The sequence below is a fragment of the Mesorhizobium sp. M7A.F.Ca.US.005.03.1.1 genome (genome assembly GCF_003997975.1).
Taxonomy (GTDB): Bacteria; Pseudomonadota; Alphaproteobacteria; order Rhizobiales; family Rhizobiaceae; genus Mesorhizobium; species Mesorhizobium ciceri.
In genome coordinates, this window is record NZ_RZRO01000118.1 from 1 (window position 1) to 18,722 (window position 18,722).

Consider the following 18,722-nt stretch of genomic DNA (forward strand, 5'->3'; position numbering starts at 1 on the left):
TCGACGAGCACGGCCGTGCCGTGGCCGCGCCGAAGCTGGCGGCTTGAGGGGAAAGATATGGCACGCATAGACGTCAACCATGTCAGGCATTCCTATCTGCCGAACCCTCGGAAGGATGCCGATTTCGCGCTCAGGGAAGTGCACCACACCTTCGAGGACGGCGGCGCCTATGCGCTGCTCGGGCCATCGGGCTGCGGCAAGACCACGCTGCTCAACATCATTTCGGGATTGCTGCACCCGTCGCACGGTCAGTTGCTGTTCAACGGCAAGGACGTGACCAATTTGTCGACGCAGGAGCGCAATATCGCGCAGGTGTTCCAGTTCCCGGTCATCTACGACACCATGACCGTCTACGACAATCTGGCCTTCCCGCTGCGCAATCGCGGCGTGCCGGAAGCCGATGTCGACCGCAAGGTGCGCGAGACGCTGGAGATGATCGACCTGGCGTCCTGGGCGAAGAAGAAGGCGAGGGGCCTGACCGCCGACCAGAAGCAGAAGATCTCGCTCGGCCGCGGGCTGGTGCGCTCCGACGTCAACGCCATCCTGTTCGACGAGCCGCTGACCGTCATCGACCCGCATATGAAATGGGTGCTGCGCTCGCAGCTGAAGCAGCTGCACCGCCGCTTCGGCTACACCATGGTCTATGTGACCCACGACCAGACCGAGGCGCTGACCTTCGCCGACCAGGTCGTGGTCATGTATGACGGCGGCATCGTCCAGATCGGCACGCCGGCCGAACTGTTCGAACGGCCACGCCATACCTTTGTCGGTTATTTCATCGGCTCGCCCGGCATGAACGTCATGCCGGTGGCCATCGACGGCAAGACGGCGACGCTCGGCTCGCAGCGCATCGAACTGCCGGGCGCGCCAAAAGCGGGCAGCGGCGCCATCGAACTCGGCATCCGTCCCGAATATGTCCGGCTTGGCCGCGACGGCATGGCCGTGCAGGTGAGCAAGGTCGAGGATCTCGGCCGCCACAAGGTGGTCCGCGCCAAGCTCGAAGGCCGCGAGATTGCGGCCGTCATCGGCGAGGACGAGACCGTGCCGGCCGATCCGAAGGTGCGGTTCGAGCCGGCCGGCATCAACATCTATGCCGATTCCTGGCGCGTCGAGATGGGGGCATAGATGGAAAAGACCTGGAACAACAAGGCCTGGTTCCTGGTGCTGCCGGTGCTGGTGCTGGTGGCGTTCTCGGCGGTCATCCCGCTGATGACCGTCGTCAACTATTCGGTGCAGGACACGTTCGGCAACAACGTCTTCTTCTGGGCCGGCACCGAGTGGTTCGAGGAACTGCTGTCTTCCAGCCGCTTCTGGGAAGCGATGGTCCGCAACCTGATCTTCTCCTTCATCATCCTGGCGATCGAAGTGCCGCTCGGCATCTTCATCGCGCTCAACATGCCGAAAAAGGGCTGGGGCGTGCCGGTCTGCCTGGTGCTCATGGCGCTGCCGCTGCTGATTCCGTGGAACGTCGTCGGCACCATCTGGCAGGTCTTCGGCCGCAACGACATCGGCCTGCTCGGCTACTACGTCAACGCGCTCGGCATCGACTACAACTATGTGCAGGACCCGTTCGATGCCTGGGTCACCGTCATCATCATGGATGTCTGGCACTGGACCAGCCTCGTCGTGCTGCTCTGCTATGCCGGCCTGGTCTCCATTCCGGATGCCTTCTATCAGGCGGCCAAGATCGATGGCGCCTCGCGCTGGGCGGTGTTCCGCTACATCCAGCTGCCGAAGATGAACAGGGTGCTGCTGATCGCCGTGCTGCTTCGCTTCATGGACTCATTCATGATCTATACCGAACCCTTCGTGGTGACCGGCGGCGGTCCCGGCAACTCGACGACATTCCTGTCGATCGACCTCGTCAAGACCGCGCTCGGCCAGTTCGACCTCGGTCCGGCCGCAGCCATGTCGCTGGTCTACTTCCTCATCGTCCTTCTGCTGTCATGGGTCTTCTACACCGTGATGACCAACTACGACGCGGAGCGCTGAGATGACCGGCGCCAACGAAAGAGCCGATAGAGTGAGCGAGACCACAGCAGCGGGCAAACTGGCGAGCACACTGTCGCAGGATCAGGTCGCCCGGCTGATGCGCAAACGCGGCGAGGAATCGCGCTGGTGGTGGATCGTGCCGACGATCTACATCGTCGTGCTTTTGCTGCCGATCTACTGGCTCATCAACATGAGCTTCAAGACCAATGCCGAGATCGTCTCCTCGCTGACACTCTATCCGCACCAGCCGACGCTCGCCAACTACGTCACCATCTTCACCGACGCCTCCTGGTACTCGGGCTACATCAACTCGATCACCTATGTGGTGATGAATATGGTGATTTCGGTGGCTGCCGCGCTGCCGGCAGCCTACGCCTTCTCGCGCTACCGCTTCCTCGGCGACAAGCACCTGTTCTTCTGGCTGCTGACCAACCGCATGGCGCCGCCGGCGGTGTTCGCGCTGCCGTTCTTCCAGCTCTATTCGGCCTTCGGCCTGATCGACACGCACATTGCGGTGGCGCTGGCGCACTGCCTGTTCAACGTGCCGCTGGCGGTGTGGATCCTCGAAGGCTTCATGTCGGGTGTGCCGAAGGAAATCGACGAAACCGCCTATATCGACGGCTATTCGTTCCCGCGCTTCTTCGTCAGGATCTTCATGCCCCTGATCGCCAGCGGCATCGGCGTGGCCTGCTTCTTCTGCTTCATGTTCTCGTGGGTGGAACTGCTTATCGCCCGTACGCTGACCACCACCGACGCCAAGCCGATCGCCGCCACCATGACCCGCACGGTTTCGGCCGCTGGCATGGACTGGGGCCTGCTCGCCGCCGCCGGCGTGCTCACGTTGATCCCCGGCGCGCTCGTCATTTGGTTTGTGCGCAATTATATCGCCAAGGGCTTCGCCCTGGGGAGGGTTTGACGATGAATTTCGACCTCACCTGGATGGCGTGGACGTGGCCGACGGCGGCCTTTTTCGGGACCATCCTTCTGCTGCTTTGCGGCATGGCGGCGTGGGAATACGCCTCGCCGGGCGGCAATCCGCGCGTCGGCGTGCTGCGCTTCGAGACAACGCGCGGCGACCGTCTTTTCCTGTCGCTGCTTGGCAGCGCCTTTATCCATCTCGCTTGGTTGGGTCTTGTCGGATCCAACCTGTGGTGGGCTCTCGCTCTCTCCGTGGTCTACGCCATTGGCGTGTTCCGCTACGTATAGAGGGGGAAACTGTTGGAGCGACCGCGTGCCGGCGGCCGCTCCAGATCGCACTTGAACCTTAAAACTGTGGAGGAAACACATGCGAAGGCAATTTTTAACATCAACGACGGCCCTTGTCCTGTTGCTGGGCGTGGGCAATGCCTATGCCGGGATGGACGAGGCAAAGGCTTTCCTGGACAAGGAAATCGGCCCGCTCTCGACGCTCGACCGCGCTGGCCAGGAAGCCGAAATGCAGTGGTTCATCGATGCCGCAAAGCCTTTCGCCGGCATGGACATCAAGGTCGTTTCGGAAACCATCGCCACGCACCAGTATGAATCGCAGGTGCTGGCGCCGGCCTTTACCGCCATCACCGGTATCAAGATCACGCATGACGTCATCCAGGAAGGCGACGTCGTCGAGAAGATCCAGACCCAGATGCAGACGGGCCAGAACCTTTATGACGGCTGGGTCAACGATTCCGACCTGATCGGCACCCACTGGCGCTACCAGCAGGTGCGCAATTTGACCGACTGGATGGCGGGCGAGGGCAAGGATGTCACCAACCCGAACCTCGACCTGAAGGATTTTATCGGCACCTCGTTCACGACCGCTCCGGACAAGAAGCTCTACCAGCTTCCCGACCAGCAGTTCGCGAACCTCTACTGGTTCCGTTACGACTGGTTCAACGACGAGAAGAACAAGGCGGACTTCAAGGCCAAGTACGGCTACGACCTTGGCGTTCCCGTCAACTGGTCTGCCTATGAGGACATCGCCGAGTTCTTCACCGGCCGCGAGATCGACGGCAAGAAGGTCTATGGCCACATGGACTACGGCAAGAAGGACCCGTCGCTCGGCTGGCGGTTCACCGACGCCTGGCTGTCGATGGCCGGCAATGGCGACAAGGGCCTGCCGAACGGTCTGCCGGTCGATGAGTGGGGCATCAAGGTCGACGAGAATTCGCGTCCGGTCGGCTCCTGCACGGCGCGCGGCGGCGACACCAATGGCCCGGCCGCCGTCTACTCGATCCAGAAATACCTCGACTGGCTGAAGGCCTACGCTCCGGCGGAAGCCCAGGGCATGACCTTCTCCGAATCCGGCCCGGTTCCGGCGCAGGGCGCGGTTGCCCAGCAGATCTTCTGGTACACCGCCTTCACCGCTTCGATGGTCGATGCCGGCGCCAAGGCGGTGCTGAACGACGACGGTACGCCGAAGTGGCGCATGGCGCCGTCGCCGCATGGCGTCTACTGGAAGGACGGCATGAAGCTCGGCTATCAGGACGTCGGCTCCTGGACGCTGATGAAGTCGACCCCGACCGACCGCGCCAAGGCCGCCTGGCTCTACGCGCAGTTCGTCACCTCGAAGACTGTCGACGTGAAGAAAAGCCATGTCGGCCTGACCTTCATCCGCGAGAGCACGATCCACGACAAGAGCTTCACCGAGCGGGCTCCGAAGCTCGGCGGCCTGATCGAGTTCTACCGTTCGCCGGCCCGCGTCCAGTGGTCGCCGACCGGCACCAACGTGCCTGATTATCCAAAGCTGGCACAGCTCTGGTGGCAGGCGATCGGCGATGCGTCGTCGGGTGCCAAGACGGCGCAGGAAGCGATGGACTCGCTCTGCGGCGAGCAGGAGAAGGTCATGAGCCGCATCGAGAAATCGGGCGTCCAGGGCGATATCGGCCCGAAGATGGCCGAAGAGCATGACCTCGCCTACTGGAACGCCGACGCGGTCAAGAAAGGCAATCTCGCTCCTCAGCTGAAGATCGAGAACGAGAAGGAAAAGCCGATCACCATCAACTACGACGAACTGGTGAAGAGCTGGCAGAAGTAACCTTGGTGCCGGCGTTCGCGCCTGCATCATGAGAATAAGGGGAGGCGGCATCTTGCCGTCTCCCCTGTTTGTGTAAAAAATAAGCGGGGAGGCAGAATGACCGGATACATCCTTGCCATCGACCAGGGCACGACTTCGACCCGGGCGATCCTGTTCGACGGCCAGATGAAGCTCGTCGGCAGCGGACAGAAGGAGTTCACCCAGCATTACCCGGCCTCCGGCTGGGTCGAGCACGATCCCGAGGATATCTGGGCGAGCGTGGTGTCGACCGTGAAGGCGGCGCTGAAAAAGGCCGGCCGGGATGCATCCGACGTGGCCGCGATCGGCATCACCAACCAGCGCGAAACCGTCGTTATCTGGGACAGGGCGACCGGCAAACCGATCCACAACGCCATCGTCTGGCAGGACCGGCGCACCGCGCCGCTGTGCCAGAAACTCAAGAAGCAGGGGCTGGAGAAGACATTCACCAAAAAGACCGGCCTGCTGCTCGATCCGTATTTTTCCGGCACCAAGATCTCCTGGATGCTGGACAAGGTTAAGGGCGCCAGAAAGCGCGCCGAGAAGGGCGAGCTGCTCGCCGGCACCATCGACAGCTTCCTGATCTGGCGTCTGACCGGCGGCAAGGTCCACGCCACGGATGCCACCAACGCGTCGCGCACGCTGGTCTACAACATCGAGAAAAATGCCTGGGACGACGAACTGCTGTCGATACTGAACATCCCGGCAAAAATGCTCCCCGAGGTAAAAGATTGCGCCGATGACTATGGAATCACGGAGAAAAATCTCTTCGGCGCCGAGATAAGAATCCTCGGTGTTGCCGGCGACCAGCATGCGGCGACCATCGGCCAGGCCTGTTTCGAGCCGGGCATGATGAAATCCACCTACGGCACGGGCTGCTTTGCGCTGCTCAACACCGGCAGCGACCTTGTGCGTTCGAAGAACCGCCTCTTGACCACTATTGCCTACAGGCTGAACGGCAAGACCACTTATGCGCTGGAGGGCTCGATCTTCATTGCCGGCGCCGCGGTCCAATGGCTGCGCGACGGCATCAAGGTGATCGGCAAGGCCGCGCAAAGCGGCAAGCTGGCTGCCGAGGCTGATCCAACGCAAAACGTCTACCTGGTGCCGGCCTTCGTCGGGCTCGGCGCGCCGCATTGGGACGCCGAGGCACGCGGTGCCATTTTCGGGCTGACGCGCAATTCCGGGCCGGCGGAATTCGCCCGCGCCGCACTCGAATCCGTCGCCTACCAGACGCGCGACCTGCTCGACGCCATGCGTAAGGACTGGAAGGGAGCTTCGGCCAAGACCGTGCTGCGGGTCGACGGCGGCATGGTTGCGTCGGACTGGACCATGCAGAGGCTGGCCGACATCCTCGACGCGCCGGTCGACCGTCCGACCATCCTGGAGACGACGGCGCTGGGTGCCGCGTGGCTCGCCGGGTCGAAGGCAGGCGTGTGGCCGGATGCCAAGAAATTCGCGAAGAGCTGGGCGCTCGAGCGGAGGTTCCAGCCGGCCATGGATGGCTCCGCGCGCGCAGCCAAACTTGCTGGTTGGCGCGATGCTGTGCGCCGGACGCTGAGCGTGTAGTGAGCAGCCATCAGGGTGAGAGGAGAATGAAGCCAGACTGGTATCCTGCTTGGCGCGACGGCCGTTGAGCAACTGCATGCCAAGAATGACCGCTTGCATAGAGATTTTCGCCTCGGCAGTTGGTCACGCTATGACTATGACCTCACGGCCGGAAAGCTTCTGTTCTCGGATGAAGGAGGCGTCAAGATCGTCACTGAGATCCAGATTGCAGGCTCCACGAGCGCCAAGGCCAGCAATTGGCTGTGGGCTTGGGCAAATTCGAATTTGCCCAGCGAGCTTCTCAGCGACGCCAAGCTGGTTCGCTCCTTCGGCGAGAAGAACAGCATAGATGAGTTGGCCCAGGCCTATGTGCCCAACGCCGGCAATGACCTGGAAGCGCTGGGTTGGGAATTGACGGGAACAATGGTTCGAATTTGCCATGCTCTCGGTGCGTATCGCTCACCGCGTGGTGAGGGTGGAGCGCTCTATTTGATTTTCAAAAGTATCAGCTGGGCGAACTGACCAGCACTCTCGCGCCTGGGCACGTCGAAAAATGGCCCGCGCCGTTGCCGGCGCAGGCCATTTTTACTCGGTACTCACACTTCGGATCAGTAAGGCGAGCGGCACTCCCTGCGAGGGCCGTAATTCGGCTGGAACGTGTTGTCCGAAGTACGGTAGCTGCGATAGTGGTCGTAGCACCACTGGACGTGGGCGTTACCCCCGTAGACGCGGTTGTTTTCATTGTTGATGATTGCCCCGGTAATCAGCGCGCCGGTAGCGAAGGCCGCAAGCGGGAACCAATAATCGCCGTGACGACGGTAGCCGGGGCGATATTCGCGATAGCCGCGATGGCCATTCCAATACATGCCGCGATTGCGGGAAAAAGTGCGGTCACGCGAAAAATTGCGATTGTAGCGGTCCTTGCGCCACTCCCGGTACTGGACTGTCTGTACATCCGGCACCGCGACCTGGGACTGCGGCACATAGTTCGGTTGGGCATTAACCGACACCGCCTCCGCCGCAACGAATGTGGCGGAGAGAGCGGTCGCCAGCAGGCTCGTTGTGATTCTGTTCATTGGTCTTCTCCTCGATGGTTTGGCGGACGTCCCTGTGCCCGAAAAACGAGCGGCGCATACAATTGTTCCCCAGACTGGATGCCACCGTCAGGCATAAATGGCAGCGTTCCTTGGCCGTTCTCCCCCCGACAGCGCGTGGGACAAGTGCCGCGACAGGGCGAAGCCGCCCGTGTTTGCGAGACCTCTTTTTCCGGTTGACCGGTCGAGGCACTCTCCCTATGTTCCGCGCAATTTCGAGGGCCGCCTTTCGCCCGCGGGAGCGCGTAGCTCAGCCGGTAGAGCAACTGACTTTTAATCAGTAGGTCATGGGTTCGAATCCCATCGCGCTCACCACTCCCAAACCCAAGCAGCGCAAGGCTTTGCGGAGATTTGGCGACCGGTCTTTTTGAATTCCTTTGTGTCTTTAATAACGATTTAGTAATGGCTGGCCAGCGTGCCGGTGGAATGCATTGACTCGGCTGGTCCGCGCTATACGATTGTCCGCGAGTTCCCCGGCAACCCCTCTTCAAAATCCCGGATGAAGTAGGAGTGTGTGCCTATGAAAAGCTATTCTCGGGAGTTCGCCCTCAGCGACAACTCGGACGGTTCATCCCACAGGCTTTTGGTTTTCGGCGAATTTCCGAATGCCGAAGGGTTCGTCGGATGCCTCACGACTGCCAAAGGTGCGGAAGTTCTTATCCTCGGCCTCAATGCCACTGGAGGGAGGCCGGCAAAGTTTCGCGATTATCTGGAACGGGCCGACGCTCGCTTCCGGAGATTCAAAAAGAAGCAGGCCACAAAGGCCTAGCAGTAGCTAATCGGCCAAAACCACCGTCCCAAGCCATAGAGCCATGCGCGCCGCCCCAAGTGTGTGGGCGGCGCTGAATTGCGGAATGTGGCCCGGTAGTTTACGCAGGGAGACCCGTAATTTTCTGCATCGAGAAGAAGAAATGCCTGTCATCGTAAATTTTTGGATGGGAAGCCCACTAAGTTACATCACCACGAAAATAGAAACTTACTTCAACGATCAGGCCATCAGCAGCGCGACGGGATTCATTTTGCACCTCGCGACCAACTATTTTCTGATCACTAATTGGCATGTGTTGAGCGGTAGAAATCCGATCGACAATGCGTGCCTTTCACCAACAGCAGCAATTCCCAATCGCATTAAGTTTCATGTCGCGCTTTCCAAGAAACGGATCATCAAAGGTCGAGAGCACGAGTCGCTTTTTTTCAAACCAATGGACGTGTGGTTATTTAAGCGAAATGAACCGATCTGGATCGATAGCAAAGGTAACGACAATCAAAATGACTTTGCTGCTATCCTGATCGACAGCTACGTGCCGGAATTGAAGAGCAGGGGGCACAGCCTGCGCTCAATTGCAGGAGGCAAAGTGACAATGAAGCGTGGCGCTTCGCCGCCAGAAACTGGGCCAGTACCGGTGTCTGACGTCAGCCATTTTTACCCGGCGGTTGGATCAGAGGTTTTTGTTCTCGGCTACCCAAAAGGGATTAGTGCTGGTGGCGTGTTCCCAATATGGAAACGAGCGTCAATTGCATCGGAACCTCAGACATCCCTCACTCTAGGCGGAAAGGAATACCCGACCGCTTTCTACATTGATGCGATGACGAAGTCAGGAATGTCCGGATCGCCCGTTGTTTATTTGGGCGAAAAGGGAGACCGGCTGTTTTCGGACGACGGAGTTCAAGTCGAGCTCAAGGACGACGAGCCATTGATGGTTGGAGTCTATGCTGGCCGAGACGGTGTGTCCAAAGACGAGCACGAATTGTCGCTGGGTAGGGTCTGGAAAACGGAAGCCGTTGAGCGAATGGCCTTTGCCGCCATCGCTAGACCGCTTCACAAAAGACACACCAGCTAGAAGCCCCCTTCGGCTAGTGGCGCAACTTCAAGCCCCGGCTTAGCTGATTGAAATGGCCGCCGGCGGGGGCAGCGCGCCTTTCCAGATAAGCTGCCCCTTCGGTCTCCACGAACTGCTGGACCAGCGCGTCGACCGTTAACAGCCCTCGCTCGGTCCTAGCATGGACGACTCGCTCTTTCTTGCGGCCATCGGACTCACCGACCTCGAAATCATTTTGGCTTTCCAGTGTCGCCATGGCGCCCTCGATCAGCCCCTGTTTGACGCCAGCTTTTGCGAGCGAATGAAAGAGGGTCATACGGACGGCGTGGTCGCGTGACGCCTGCTTTTCAGCCGCCACCATCTTGGGGCCTTCAACCTTCAGCGTCTCCAGCGAAGCCGTGAGGCGGGCGATCTCAGCCTTTGCCTCCGTGACGTAGTTGGCGGCGCTGACGCACAGTATCAAATCGTAGCCCTCGCAATCGTCATCGTCCTCGTCAACAGGCCGGTAGGCGATGCGGTATTCATGCGGCACCGACGCAAGGTCGGTCTTGGTGAGCTTCATGCGTAGGCGAAGGCCTTCACCGATGTAGTGATCTGACTTGGCCATGTCTCATGCCTCCTGTTGCTGATGGGCAGCGAGCACGCTTTCGCGCTTGGAGCGCGCGGCCATGGCGGCATTGGCGAAGGTAGTGTCGCCCGCCTGCTGCACGAGTTTGATGAATGCTCCACCGCCCACATCAGACGCGACGCGCATTTTCTTCAAACGCTCCAGACGGCGCATCTCGCTCGGAAAGTGCTGGGTGCGGAATCTGTGGCGAAGGGATTCCAATTCGGCCGCCTTCATGCCGGTCGTGACTCTTGGCGCGCGCAGCACCGCACCGATGAGCGCCATATCGTTGCTCGCAAGAGCGTCGTTGATCTCCTTGGCGAGTTCATCGGGAGTCAGTGCCTTCAGCGAGGCCCGAATCTCTTGATCGTACCGCTCTCCAGCCGTGGCGTCCGGTGGGGGCGCAAACGTCACTTTCTCAAGCGACGCTATCGTCGTATCAACCTTCTCCTGAGCGGCGAGCAAGCGGGCCGCGACACGCTCGCCACTTTTGCGCGCCGCACTAGCCACTTGGATCACGGCGGCAGCTAGCGGCTGCGACCCGTCCCCGTACACAGTCTCAGCGAGAGCGACCAGCGCGTGGGCCTCCTCGCGAGCTACCTTCATCGCCGCCGATAGAGCGACATGCTCCAGGTCAGGTTCGGGCTTCGTATTGCCGATCTGCCTCTCGGCGAAATGGTCGATCGTCCGCTCATCGATGGAGGGCGAGACGTGCAATTTCAGTTCCTGTTCGGCAACGCTTGCCATGTGACTTCTCCTACACTTTTCTATTTTCAAGGACGAGCAAGGCGAAGCTGGCGCGAGACACGCCCGCCTGAATCTCGACAAATCCGCCGCTTGCCAATTGCTTGGAGCGGGGTGCCAGCATGATGCGCGCGACATGCTCTTCGCGCTCTAAGCACTGGAAGGTCCCCTTGAGACCGTTGATCGTCACCGGCTCGCCGATCTCGAAGACAGGGCTTTCCACCGCGATCAGCATTTCGGCATCCTTTTGGACGCCGGTGAAACTGCCATCGGAGTTTTTGCGGATCAGCTTCGCATCCTGCCCGCCGCTGGGGTTGCCAACGAAGCCCAGGATGCACCAGCGCAACCCTGATCCCGCCACGACGATATCGCCGACTTGCACGGTCATCAGATTGCTCCCATCAGTTTGGCTTCGGTCCAATCAGCCTCGGGGGAGATGTCGTGTCCGACCATCAGATTGAAGGCGAGGCGCCAGCGCATTATCCATTCGGTGCTGCCGTTTTCGCGCCGCAACTTGATGAACTGGTCGCGCTCTTCGACCACGGCAAATGGCTCGTCACCGTAGAGCGTGTACACGTCGCCCTGATCAATCTCCGTGGTGCCCAGCCACCCCATGAAGATGTCGTTCTCCGACTCCAGCGCGTAGACGATATCGTCGCCATAGGGTGTCGGCTCAGGGCGCACTAGGAACGCGTGACGCCCGTCATGCAGCCCCTCGATGTCAACAGCATCAAGCAGAAACGCGACCACCCATTTGTGGCCCAGCGTGGTTTGAACTACGTCGCCTTCGCGCATGCTGTCCTCACATCGGAATGGCTGTGGTTGTGGTCTTCGTGTGACGTCGGTTGCGAGCGATGACAGCCAGGCATCCAGCGACGGCATTCGCCACGTCGTCATGCCCATTGGGGTTGTGATCGATCGTCTCGCGGCCACCGCTCGTCACGCGGCGCTGCATGCCGACGAGCTGCGACACCAGCTTGGAATGATCCAGAAGCTGGATCGAGCGGCTGTTCAACATCGGCAAAAAGTTCAGGAACAGCTCGCTCTTGTTGAGCGGCGACTTGATGTATCGGATGCCATACCGGTCGAAGGCGTCGACGACCCACTGAGCCGCGTAGTTGTCGCCATAGACTGAATCGCAGCCATACGTCTTGAGCGTCGCGGCGAACTTCATCACGACCTGTTCGGGGCGGAACGGCGGCTTCACCTCGTCCACCAAATCCAGAATGATCAGGTCTTTTCCAAGCTGCTGGTCGTCCAGCCCGTCATGTCCGATGCCCAACGTGAAACTGTCGGTGCCACTGCCGCCAGCCGGGTCGCAGAAGGCCGTGTAGGGCTGGCGCAGAGCGTTGGGCAGAATTGCTGCCAGACCCGCAGCTACGCACGCTTGCACGACGGCAAGGTCCACAAAGGCCGCCAAGTCCTCTCGGAACTCGCCCAGATACTCGGCCCGCGCGGCAGCAGCATCGCGTTCCAGTGCACGCGTCACGACACGCTGCGATAGGCTCGGATTGAAGTCGCGGCTTGCACCCCTCGCGACAAGGATAAGGGGATCACCATTCGGGCCGAAGTCGCGCTCGACCGCTTGGAACACTTCGCCCGACTTTGCGAACGGCGAGCTGATCGCGATCAGGGGTCCAGATGTCGTTGCCAGCGAGGGGCGTATCGCGTTCAAAATTTCCTTGTCGGTGTTGGCGGAATATTCCTCCGACTGGAAGAACGCCAACTCATCGAAGATCGCGCCAATGCTGGTGACGCCACGCAACCCGCGCCATGTCGCGGCGCGCACTTCCAGTTCAATGCCGGTCTTGAGAGCGATGATGTCGGCACTGACATTATCGACGCGCTGCGCAAACAGGGGGAGGTTGAAGATCGACTTGGCATAGTCGAATGCGATGTTCGCCTGTTTCTGATTGTAGCCGAGATAGAAGAGCTTGCCGGTTTCACCCGGGACCAGCACGTCCGACCAGTCGCAGAGGGCGGCTAAGTAGGCACTGAGGACGGACATGGCGCGTGTCTTGCCGCCACGGCGTCCGACGATCCCCCAGAACTCCTCGACGGGGGACAGCGGCTCGTGCTCGCGCTGGGTCAAGGCGGTGAAGATGACACGCTCTTCTGCCGTCAGCGGCTCACCCATCAAGGCGATCAACATGACCCGCCACGGCAGCCAACTGTCGCCGGTTAAGATCGTGCCGAACAGGTCCGGGTCGGCTAAGGCTTCGCGCATGGAGATGATGGGTTTCATGCCGCTGCCTGCTTCCGCTTGGCTGCGATATGCCCCTCTATCGTCCGGGCTGGCTTCGCCTTGCGCTTGAGACCAAGACGATCTAGCAGGCGCCCTAGGTTGCCGGCCGTCCGATTGTAGAGATCAAGGGTGCGCTCGCCGACCGTCTCGTCCTCAGCGAAGCGCGTCTCCAGCTTCTCAAGCTCAATGGTCAGCACGGCAACGCGGCGGATCAGGGACTTCTCGGCGGCTGACATGGCATCCAGACCGCCTCGATCATCCACATGCTCGGCAATGACTTCCTTCATCCGGCGCACGTAAAGGGAACGCTCGTCTCTTGCGCCTAACAGAGTGGCGCTGCCGTTTGCGATCCGGGAGCGCTGCGGGGATTTCTGCCCCTCGGCTGAAGGCTGGTCGGCTAGGGCATCCATGGGCGAGTTTCCGGGGCTGATCGCCGCGTTACAGCAGCAGATGCAGTTGCTAAGAGCCTTGTTAGATTTGAATGTAAGCACACGTTACGCTGCGCAAGCGCTGTAAAACAAGGATTTATTTGGATGTTTGCATCGATGACTGAATAACTAACACTTATTCTGTCAGCAATATTGCGAGGGGTGCAGCAAATTGCGGCTTCAGTCGAGTGTTTTTAATCTGGGCAATACAGCCGCCCACAGCGCGTTTCGTTGCTGTCCAGTGCAGTACTCGGGCAGGGGGACGTTCCACGCTGTAGCGCCCACCTAGCCAGCCCACCACATGCAAGCAAGCCCGCAACAGCGGGGACAGCTTGCCGCCCGCAGCGATCGGGGGAAATTATCTTCCTTTCCAGGGAAACAACGCCACGAGCAGGAGCAGCACTTGCAGCACTATGGACACCCCCCTTTAGGGGGGTCCTAGACTGCTGCACTGCTGCCCCGTGGCTCTGCAGCGGTGCCGCAGCACTCAAAAAACGCGACTGCTGCACTGCTGCAACCGGCTTCAAAACGGTATCTCCCTACTGGTCAAAATCCACGTAGGTCGTGTCTCCCGATTGCTGTCTTTGCGATCTTCCTCAATGATCAGCCCGCGCTGCTGGAGTTCATCTATTACCTGCTGCGCGCGCTTTCTCGCCGACTTATGCCGGGCAAGAACGTCAGCCGATTTCAGGCCGCGTCCTATGTCGTAATCGAGCAATTCCCCGATAGCGTATCCGGCCCAATCGTTGGCCTTCTCGCTCACCCTCTGGTCGCCCTTTTCGAACAGTTTCAACAGGTCGGGCAGCTTGTCGTCTTCGAACAGCGGCTCACCTTCGGGTGGCGTCCATGATGTCGGGACGCCAACCCAGTCGCTTGGTTCGAGATCCTGCTCCTTTCCGGCATTGCCAACCGGAACACTTACGAGGACATACCAACATCGGCTGACAGCTGGCGGGGCTAGGTTTTGCTTCGCCGGTCGCTCGTAAATGTATCGGCGATAAGACGGCTTTTCCCTGCCGTTTGCGTCGAAGCCAAGTAGGCCGAAGTTCTCGGCTTCATCTTCGGTCATAGTGTCGATGACACGCGCCATGCGAGCCGCGTCGGTCAGCGAGCGAGCACCGCGAATTGTCTCCACCGATTGCCCCTCGCCATTTGTCTTGCGCGAGTGGTGGATGACATCGACAGCGCACTTGCCCTTACTGGCGAGGCGACCCAACTCCTTCATCACGGCGTCGATCTGGCCGTTGTCGTTCTCGTTGACACTATGGAGGCTGACGAACGGATCGAAGATCACCACGTCGATGTTGTTCGCTAATGCGAACTGGATCAGTTCATCAACGAGTTCGGTCCAGACCCGGACGTCGTGTTTCTTCAACTCGGCAATCTTGATGGGCTGATCCTGCCCGGAGTGAACGAACAGCTTCCCTTCAAGCGTCTTCGGGTCGATTCCGTAGTGGCTCGCCGTTGCCAGAAAATGCCGCCAAATCTGATCCAGATCGTCTTCGAGATTCACGTACAGGACGTTCAAAGGGCGCGGCGACAAGCGCCCCTCGACCATGCCTATGTGGGCAAGCATCATCACAACTTCAGCTTGGCTGAGCGAGCTTTTGCCTATCCCACCGGGACCCGCTGTCACCGACACGAAGCCGCGCACATAGTGGTGGCCATACAGGCGGTCCAGGCGCGGGATGCTCGCTGGGGCGGGCCAGACTGCCGGCTCAAGTTTCGGCAGCTTGGGGATGGTCTCTTTCTTCGACTGTGCTGGTTCTCCGACCGGCAGCTTTTGCACTTGCCTGATGATGAGATCGAGTTTGCGCGGCTCGATGGGTGGCCGACATCGGTTTGCGTTTACCTCAGCAAGGTTCGATGCCACCGTTGCGTCATCAGCGCCCCTTGAGCGCAGCGAACAGCCGTGGTGGTAAAGAACCTGGTTGCGGCCATAGTAGTCCTTCCCCTTGCTGTCTTGGTAGGGACCGCTGCTTTCCTCGATGATTTCAGGCAACTGGAAACGTTCGCTTGCTAGGACCGGTTCGAATTGGCGGGGCGGCACCAATTCGTCGGCCAAGACGCGGCGGCTAGCGGCGAAATCCACGAACGTTTGTAGGTCGAGTAGCTCGCCGTTGTGGGTGCCATATCGATTGGTCTTGTCCGCGAAGAAATACGGCATATTGAGCCAGTTGCCCGGTTGCTCTTCTGTGGCCGCAGTTTGCTTCGGGAATATCTCACAGCCGCCATATCCAAGAGCGGATGAGCATTGCGCGAGATAATGCTGGATCGCACTAGCGGGTGCCGGTTCCTTCAAAAACAGAAAGGCGTGGGCGCCCCCTGACTTTGATCGACTGACCACCAGCGGAAGTTTCAGATCTTCAATGTCTTGTTCGAGAGCAGCATGATCAATGCCAATCACATCAACATCGATGCATCCCCAGAGGACAGTTCCATCCCTTCGAATTGGGATGACACCAACCCCAGGTCCGGTGCCAGCCAGATGGGCGTTCCAGATAGCCTGCGTTGCTGGGCCGGGTTCGGTTACTGCCTTGCCTTCGGCCTTTCCTCGCTCGCTCGTCCTTTGGACGGTGTACCGCCCGTGAGCCTCATTGGACCCGCCGAATAGGTCCCATATCTTAACTGGCGATTGGTTGCCCATAAGCCGCAACTCCTTGTTTTATCAAGTTTTTGCGGGTATGTTGGGAGTTGGTCCAAGCGAAGTTTCGCACCACTTGGCTCCATGTGTTGACCTCTGAGCAACGCCGATCCTGCTTCCACAGGGTCGGCGTTTTCATGCCACCTCACTGGTATGCTGCCGGAGGTGTTTTGCGGCCCACTCGTCCAGGTCACAGCGTCGATACTTCACGACCTGCGGGTACTTCAGATAGGGCGGGCCGTAACCTTTGTGGCGGCCGATCTCAAGAAACTGGGTGGAGAAGCCAAGGTACTCGGCAGCCTGCTTGGTGTTCATGTATTCGCGATTAGTGTCGCTCATGGTCGGATTCTCACTCACGAGACGACCGTGCCTGCCTACGGTCATTGAGTGAACCCGGCTCCCCATCCCGTAGGGGCATCACGGCAGTATGGGCGTTGGTCCCAAGTGCCAAGCGAAGTTGGGCTGTTCCCTGCGACAGGAACTATCCGTCAGTGGTATTTTCGCCTTGCCCTGACAGACAATTTACAGCGCAAGCATAGCGCCGTTTTTATGCTCGTAAAGCTATTTTACAGTGGCAGTTGCGGATAGGCGAACTTCCAGATCGCGGCCTTGAAGGCATTCGTAACCGCCTGCTGGCTTCGGCGAAGATCATCCAGTTCGGGGTGATTGTAGCCAGCATGCGCATCACCTGATTTCGGGATGGCGTGGTTCACGAGCAGCCGCCGATGGGTTTCAGAAATCGCCACCTTGTTCTCGGCCATCGTCACGAAGGTATGGCGCAGGGTATGTGGTGTCCATTCGCAGGGGAAACGCTCGACTTCCTTTTCGTTCAGTTTCGGCTCGGCAATGAACCCTGTCTTGCTGGATGCCGGGAACACGAATTCGCAGTCTGAGCCGAACTGCGCGATAGTGAATTCGCATGCCTTTCGCGACCTTAGGAGGCCGATCAAGAAGTCTGATAGCGGTAGGGTGAATGCCTCTGTCTTCGTGATCGGGAAATGCAGGGTGCCGGTGTCTAGGTCCACCTGAGCCCAGCGTATCGACCGCGCTTCCTCACTCCGGGTGCCGGTGAAGAGCAGCCAGATATACAGATCGCGGCGGATGGGGTTATCGATTGAGTTTGCACCCAGCCACCAGTCGGGCAGCATGTCGTAGGTGATCACCGTCTTGCGCGGCTTCTCTTCGAAGAAATCCACGTTCTCGGTCGGCGGCGCGCCCAGAGCTGGGTGCTGCCTTTGGACACGCCGCCAAATCGCCCTAAGAGCGACCATGGTGGCGTTGGCAGCGTACTTGCCGTTCTGCTTGCCGATAAGCCGGTGCCGCGCGTTGGCGGCCTCGCGACTGATCTCAGCTAATGGCCGATTAAGCCAATCGGAACAGTAGCGGTTGAGGTTTTTCCAATACTCGTCGCCGGTTTTTGGCGAGCGCTCTTTGGCGTCGAGATGGCCCTTATACAACTCCCAGGCTTCAAGCAATGTCATGTTGTTGGCGGCAGCGGCACGGCGTTCCGCGAGGGGGTCAACACCGCCCCGCATCTCGCCCATAAGCTCCTCGGCTCGCTTGCGCGCTTGCTGGAGCGTTATGTCGCCATATCGCCCGATGCTGACCCTTCGGCTCTTTCCCCGCACGTCGCGCTGGACAACAAACGTTTTTGTCCTGGCTCCGACGACCACGCCGAAGCCTCGCAAGTCAGTGCACCACCAGTGCTCTTGGCCGGTCGGTACGAGGGGCAATGAATCTATGTCACCCTTGGTCGTGAGCTTCGCTTTTGGCATCTTACTAAGGCCTCTAATAAGGGCGCTGTGTAAAACGCTAGCACCCGGACTTAAAAACTATCCAAGCACAATATGACGGATTTCCAAGGGTTCCAAGCTCTTATTAAAAGGCTATAGGTTCCGTCTAAAAGTCGGAACAGCAAACTTTTAATCAGTAGGTCATGGGTTCGAATCCCATCGCGCTCACCATTGTTTTAGCGTTAAATATCAGCCACTTAGGATCTTTAAGTCTTTGAGAAAAGCAGCGACTGTGCGAGTTTTCACGGCCTGCACGCCCTACTCAAGGATCTCGCCACGGGCAACGCATGACAAGATCGTCCCACTTCGGATCGTTGATTCTACAAGTCTTTGATTTTGTTGAACGGCGGCGGCGACTCCCACCGCGATCCGACAGTCACTGCTGCCATTGATCGACCTTACCAACCGGGACGAAGCCGTCAGCGCTTCCAGAAATCGCGGTGCGGTGCGAGCATCTCGTCGGCGATTTCGGGGAAGGGGCCAAAGACCTCGATCTTTTTCTGGCCGGAGCCGAGGACGGTGCGCGAAGAGAGGCTCATCGTCGGATTCTCCGCGTGATCCCCGGTGAGCGCCAGGAGCTCGGTCTCCTCTACCCCGTAAACCAGCCGCCCGATATTGGCCCAATACATCGTGCCGGCGCACATCGCGCACGGCTCGAAGGTTGAGACCAGCGTGCATTGCCACAGGAACTCCGGCTCGTAGGCAGCCGCGGCGCGCCGGGCGAGCTCCGTCTCGGCATGGCGCACCGTGTCGAGATTGCCCTGCCGCATCAGCAC

The 18,722-nt window shown here is 59.5% G+C and carries 20 protein-coding genes and 1 tRNA gene; 10 read left to right on the top strand and 11 right to left on the bottom strand.

What is annotated here, in order from left to right; all coding sequences use genetic code 11:
* The first annotated feature begins 57 nt into the window (after window positions 1–57).
* From EN990_RS30905 to EN990_RS30935, 7 genes are all read left to right on the top strand, one after another.
* Window positions 58–1,125 (top strand): ABC transporter ATP-binding protein, encoded by a 1,068-nt coding sequence (locus EN990_RS30905; RefSeq protein ID WP_013531811.1) that lies wholly within the window; start codon window positions 58–60, stop codon window positions 1,123–1,125.
* Window positions 1,126–1,992 carry a sugar ABC transporter permease gene (locus EN990_RS30910; RefSeq protein ID WP_013531810.1) on the top strand — a complete coding sequence of 289 codons (867 nt, stop codon included), beginning with the start codon at window positions 1,126–1,128 and terminating at the stop codon, window positions 1,990–1,992.
* A 1-nt stretch (window position 1,993) separates the two neighbouring features.
* The gene (locus tag EN990_RS30915) at window positions 1,994–2,908 is read left to right on the top strand and encodes a carbohydrate ABC transporter permease (RefSeq protein WP_013531809.1); all 915 of its coding nucleotides are present in this window, start codon (window positions 1,994–1,996) and stop codon (window positions 2,906–2,908) included.
* Complete coding sequence (locus EN990_RS30920) at window positions 2,905–3,198, top strand: DUF2160 domain-containing protein (RefSeq protein WP_024503495.1); 294 nt, start codon at window positions 2,905–2,907, stop codon at window positions 3,196–3,198. The genes EN990_RS30915 and EN990_RS30920 overlap by 4 nt, the downstream gene beginning before the upstream one ends.
* Window positions 3,199–3,277: 79 nt before the next feature.
* Window positions 3,278–5,005 carry an ABC transporter substrate-binding protein gene (locus tag EN990_RS30925; protein WP_013531807.1) on the top strand — a complete coding sequence of 576 codons (1,728 nt, stop codon included), beginning with the start codon at window positions 3,278–3,280 and terminating at the stop codon, window positions 5,003–5,005.
* A 96-nt stretch (window positions 5,006–5,101) separates the two neighbouring features.
* Window positions 5,102–6,592, top strand: a complete 1,491-nt coding sequence (glpK, locus tag EN990_RS30930) for a glycerol kinase GlpK (protein ID WP_127369110.1) — start codon at window positions 5,102–5,104, stop codon at window positions 6,590–6,592.
* Window positions 6,593–6,685: 93 nt separating this feature from the next.
* The gene (locus EN990_RS30935) at window positions 6,686–7,093 is read left to right on the top strand and encodes a DUF6882 domain-containing protein (protein ID WP_224672845.1); all 408 of its coding nucleotides are present in this window, start codon (window positions 6,686–6,688) and stop codon (window positions 7,091–7,093) included.
* 86 nt (window positions 7,094–7,179) lie between these two features.
* Here the strand turns inward: EN990_RS30935 and EN990_RS30940 are convergent, their stop codons facing one another.
* Window positions 7,180–7,647, bottom strand: a complete 468-nt coding sequence (locus EN990_RS30940) for a BA14K family protein (protein WP_127370101.1) — start codon at window positions 7,645–7,647, stop codon at window positions 7,180–7,182.
* A 257-nt stretch (window positions 7,648–7,904) separates the two neighbouring features.
* Here EN990_RS30940 and EN990_RS30945 point away from each other — a divergent pair.
* From EN990_RS30945 to EN990_RS30955, 3 genes are all read left to right on the top strand, one after another.
* Window positions 7,905–7,980, top strand: a tRNA-Lys gene (locus EN990_RS30945).
* A 205-nt stretch (window positions 7,981–8,185) separates the two neighbouring features.
* The gene (locus EN990_RS30950) at window positions 8,186–8,434 is read left to right on the top strand and encodes a hypothetical protein (RefSeq protein ID WP_127370102.1); all 249 of its coding nucleotides are present in this window, start codon (window positions 8,186–8,188) and stop codon (window positions 8,432–8,434) included.
* Between the two features lie 142 nt (window positions 8,435–8,576).
* Complete coding sequence (locus tag EN990_RS30955) at window positions 8,577–9,506, top strand: trypsin-like peptidase domain-containing protein (RefSeq protein WP_164766185.1); 930 nt, start codon at window positions 8,577–8,579, stop codon at window positions 9,504–9,506.
* 13 nt (window positions 9,507–9,519) lie between these two features.
* On the opposite strand, the gene EN990_RS30960 is transcribed toward EN990_RS30955, so the two are convergent.
* From EN990_RS30960 to EN990_RS31005, 10 genes are all read right to left on the bottom strand, one after another.
* On the bottom strand, window positions 9,520–10,092 hold the full coding sequence (locus tag EN990_RS30960) for a hypothetical protein (RefSeq protein WP_127370104.1): 573 nt from the start codon (window positions 10,090–10,092) through the stop codon (window positions 9,520–9,522).
* A gap of 3 nt (window positions 10,093–10,095) precedes the next feature.
* Window positions 10,096–10,839 (bottom strand): hypothetical protein, encoded by a 744-nt coding sequence (locus tag EN990_RS30965; RefSeq protein ID WP_127388501.1) that lies wholly within the window; start codon window positions 10,837–10,839, stop codon window positions 10,096–10,098.
* Window positions 10,840–10,849: 10 nt separating this feature from the next.
* Entirely contained in the window at window positions 10,850–11,224 is a 375-nt protein-coding gene (locus EN990_RS30970) for a hypothetical protein (RefSeq protein WP_127369719.1), read from the bottom strand.
* Window positions 11,224–11,631, bottom strand: a complete 408-nt coding sequence (locus EN990_RS30975) for a hypothetical protein (RefSeq protein ID WP_127369718.1) — start codon at window positions 11,629–11,631, stop codon at window positions 11,224–11,226. The genes EN990_RS30970 and EN990_RS30975 overlap by 1 nt, the downstream gene beginning before the upstream one ends.
* A gap of 7 nt (window positions 11,632–11,638) precedes the next feature.
* Window positions 11,639–13,081, bottom strand: coding sequence for a hypothetical protein (locus EN990_RS30980; RefSeq protein WP_127369717.1), 1,443 nt, complete (start codon window positions 13,079–13,081; stop codon window positions 11,639–11,641).
* A complete protein-coding gene (locus EN990_RS30985; RefSeq protein WP_127369716.1) occupies window positions 13,078–13,491 on the bottom strand; it encodes a hypothetical protein in 414 nt (137 codons plus the stop codon). The genes EN990_RS30980 and EN990_RS30985 overlap by 4 nt, the downstream gene beginning before the upstream one ends.
* 541 nt (window positions 13,492–14,032) lie before the next feature.
* Entirely contained in the window at window positions 14,033–16,156 is a 2,124-nt protein-coding gene (locus EN990_RS30990) for an AAA family ATPase (protein ID WP_127388502.1), read from the bottom strand.
* Between the two features lie 132 nt (window positions 16,157–16,288).
* Window positions 16,289–16,492 carry a helix-turn-helix domain-containing protein gene (locus tag EN990_RS30995; protein ID WP_127369501.1) on the bottom strand — a complete coding sequence of 68 codons (204 nt, stop codon included), beginning with the start codon at window positions 16,490–16,492 and terminating at the stop codon, window positions 16,289–16,291.
* Between the two features lie 227 nt (window positions 16,493–16,719).
* Entirely contained in the window at window positions 16,720–17,928 is a 1,209-nt protein-coding gene (locus EN990_RS31000) for an integrase family protein (RefSeq protein WP_127369500.1), read from the bottom strand.
* A 437-nt stretch (window positions 17,929–18,365) separates the two neighbouring features.
* A partial coding sequence (locus EN990_RS31005; RefSeq protein ID WP_164766186.1) for a nucleoside deaminase occupies window positions 18,366–18,722 on the bottom strand: 357 nt, incomplete at its 5' end.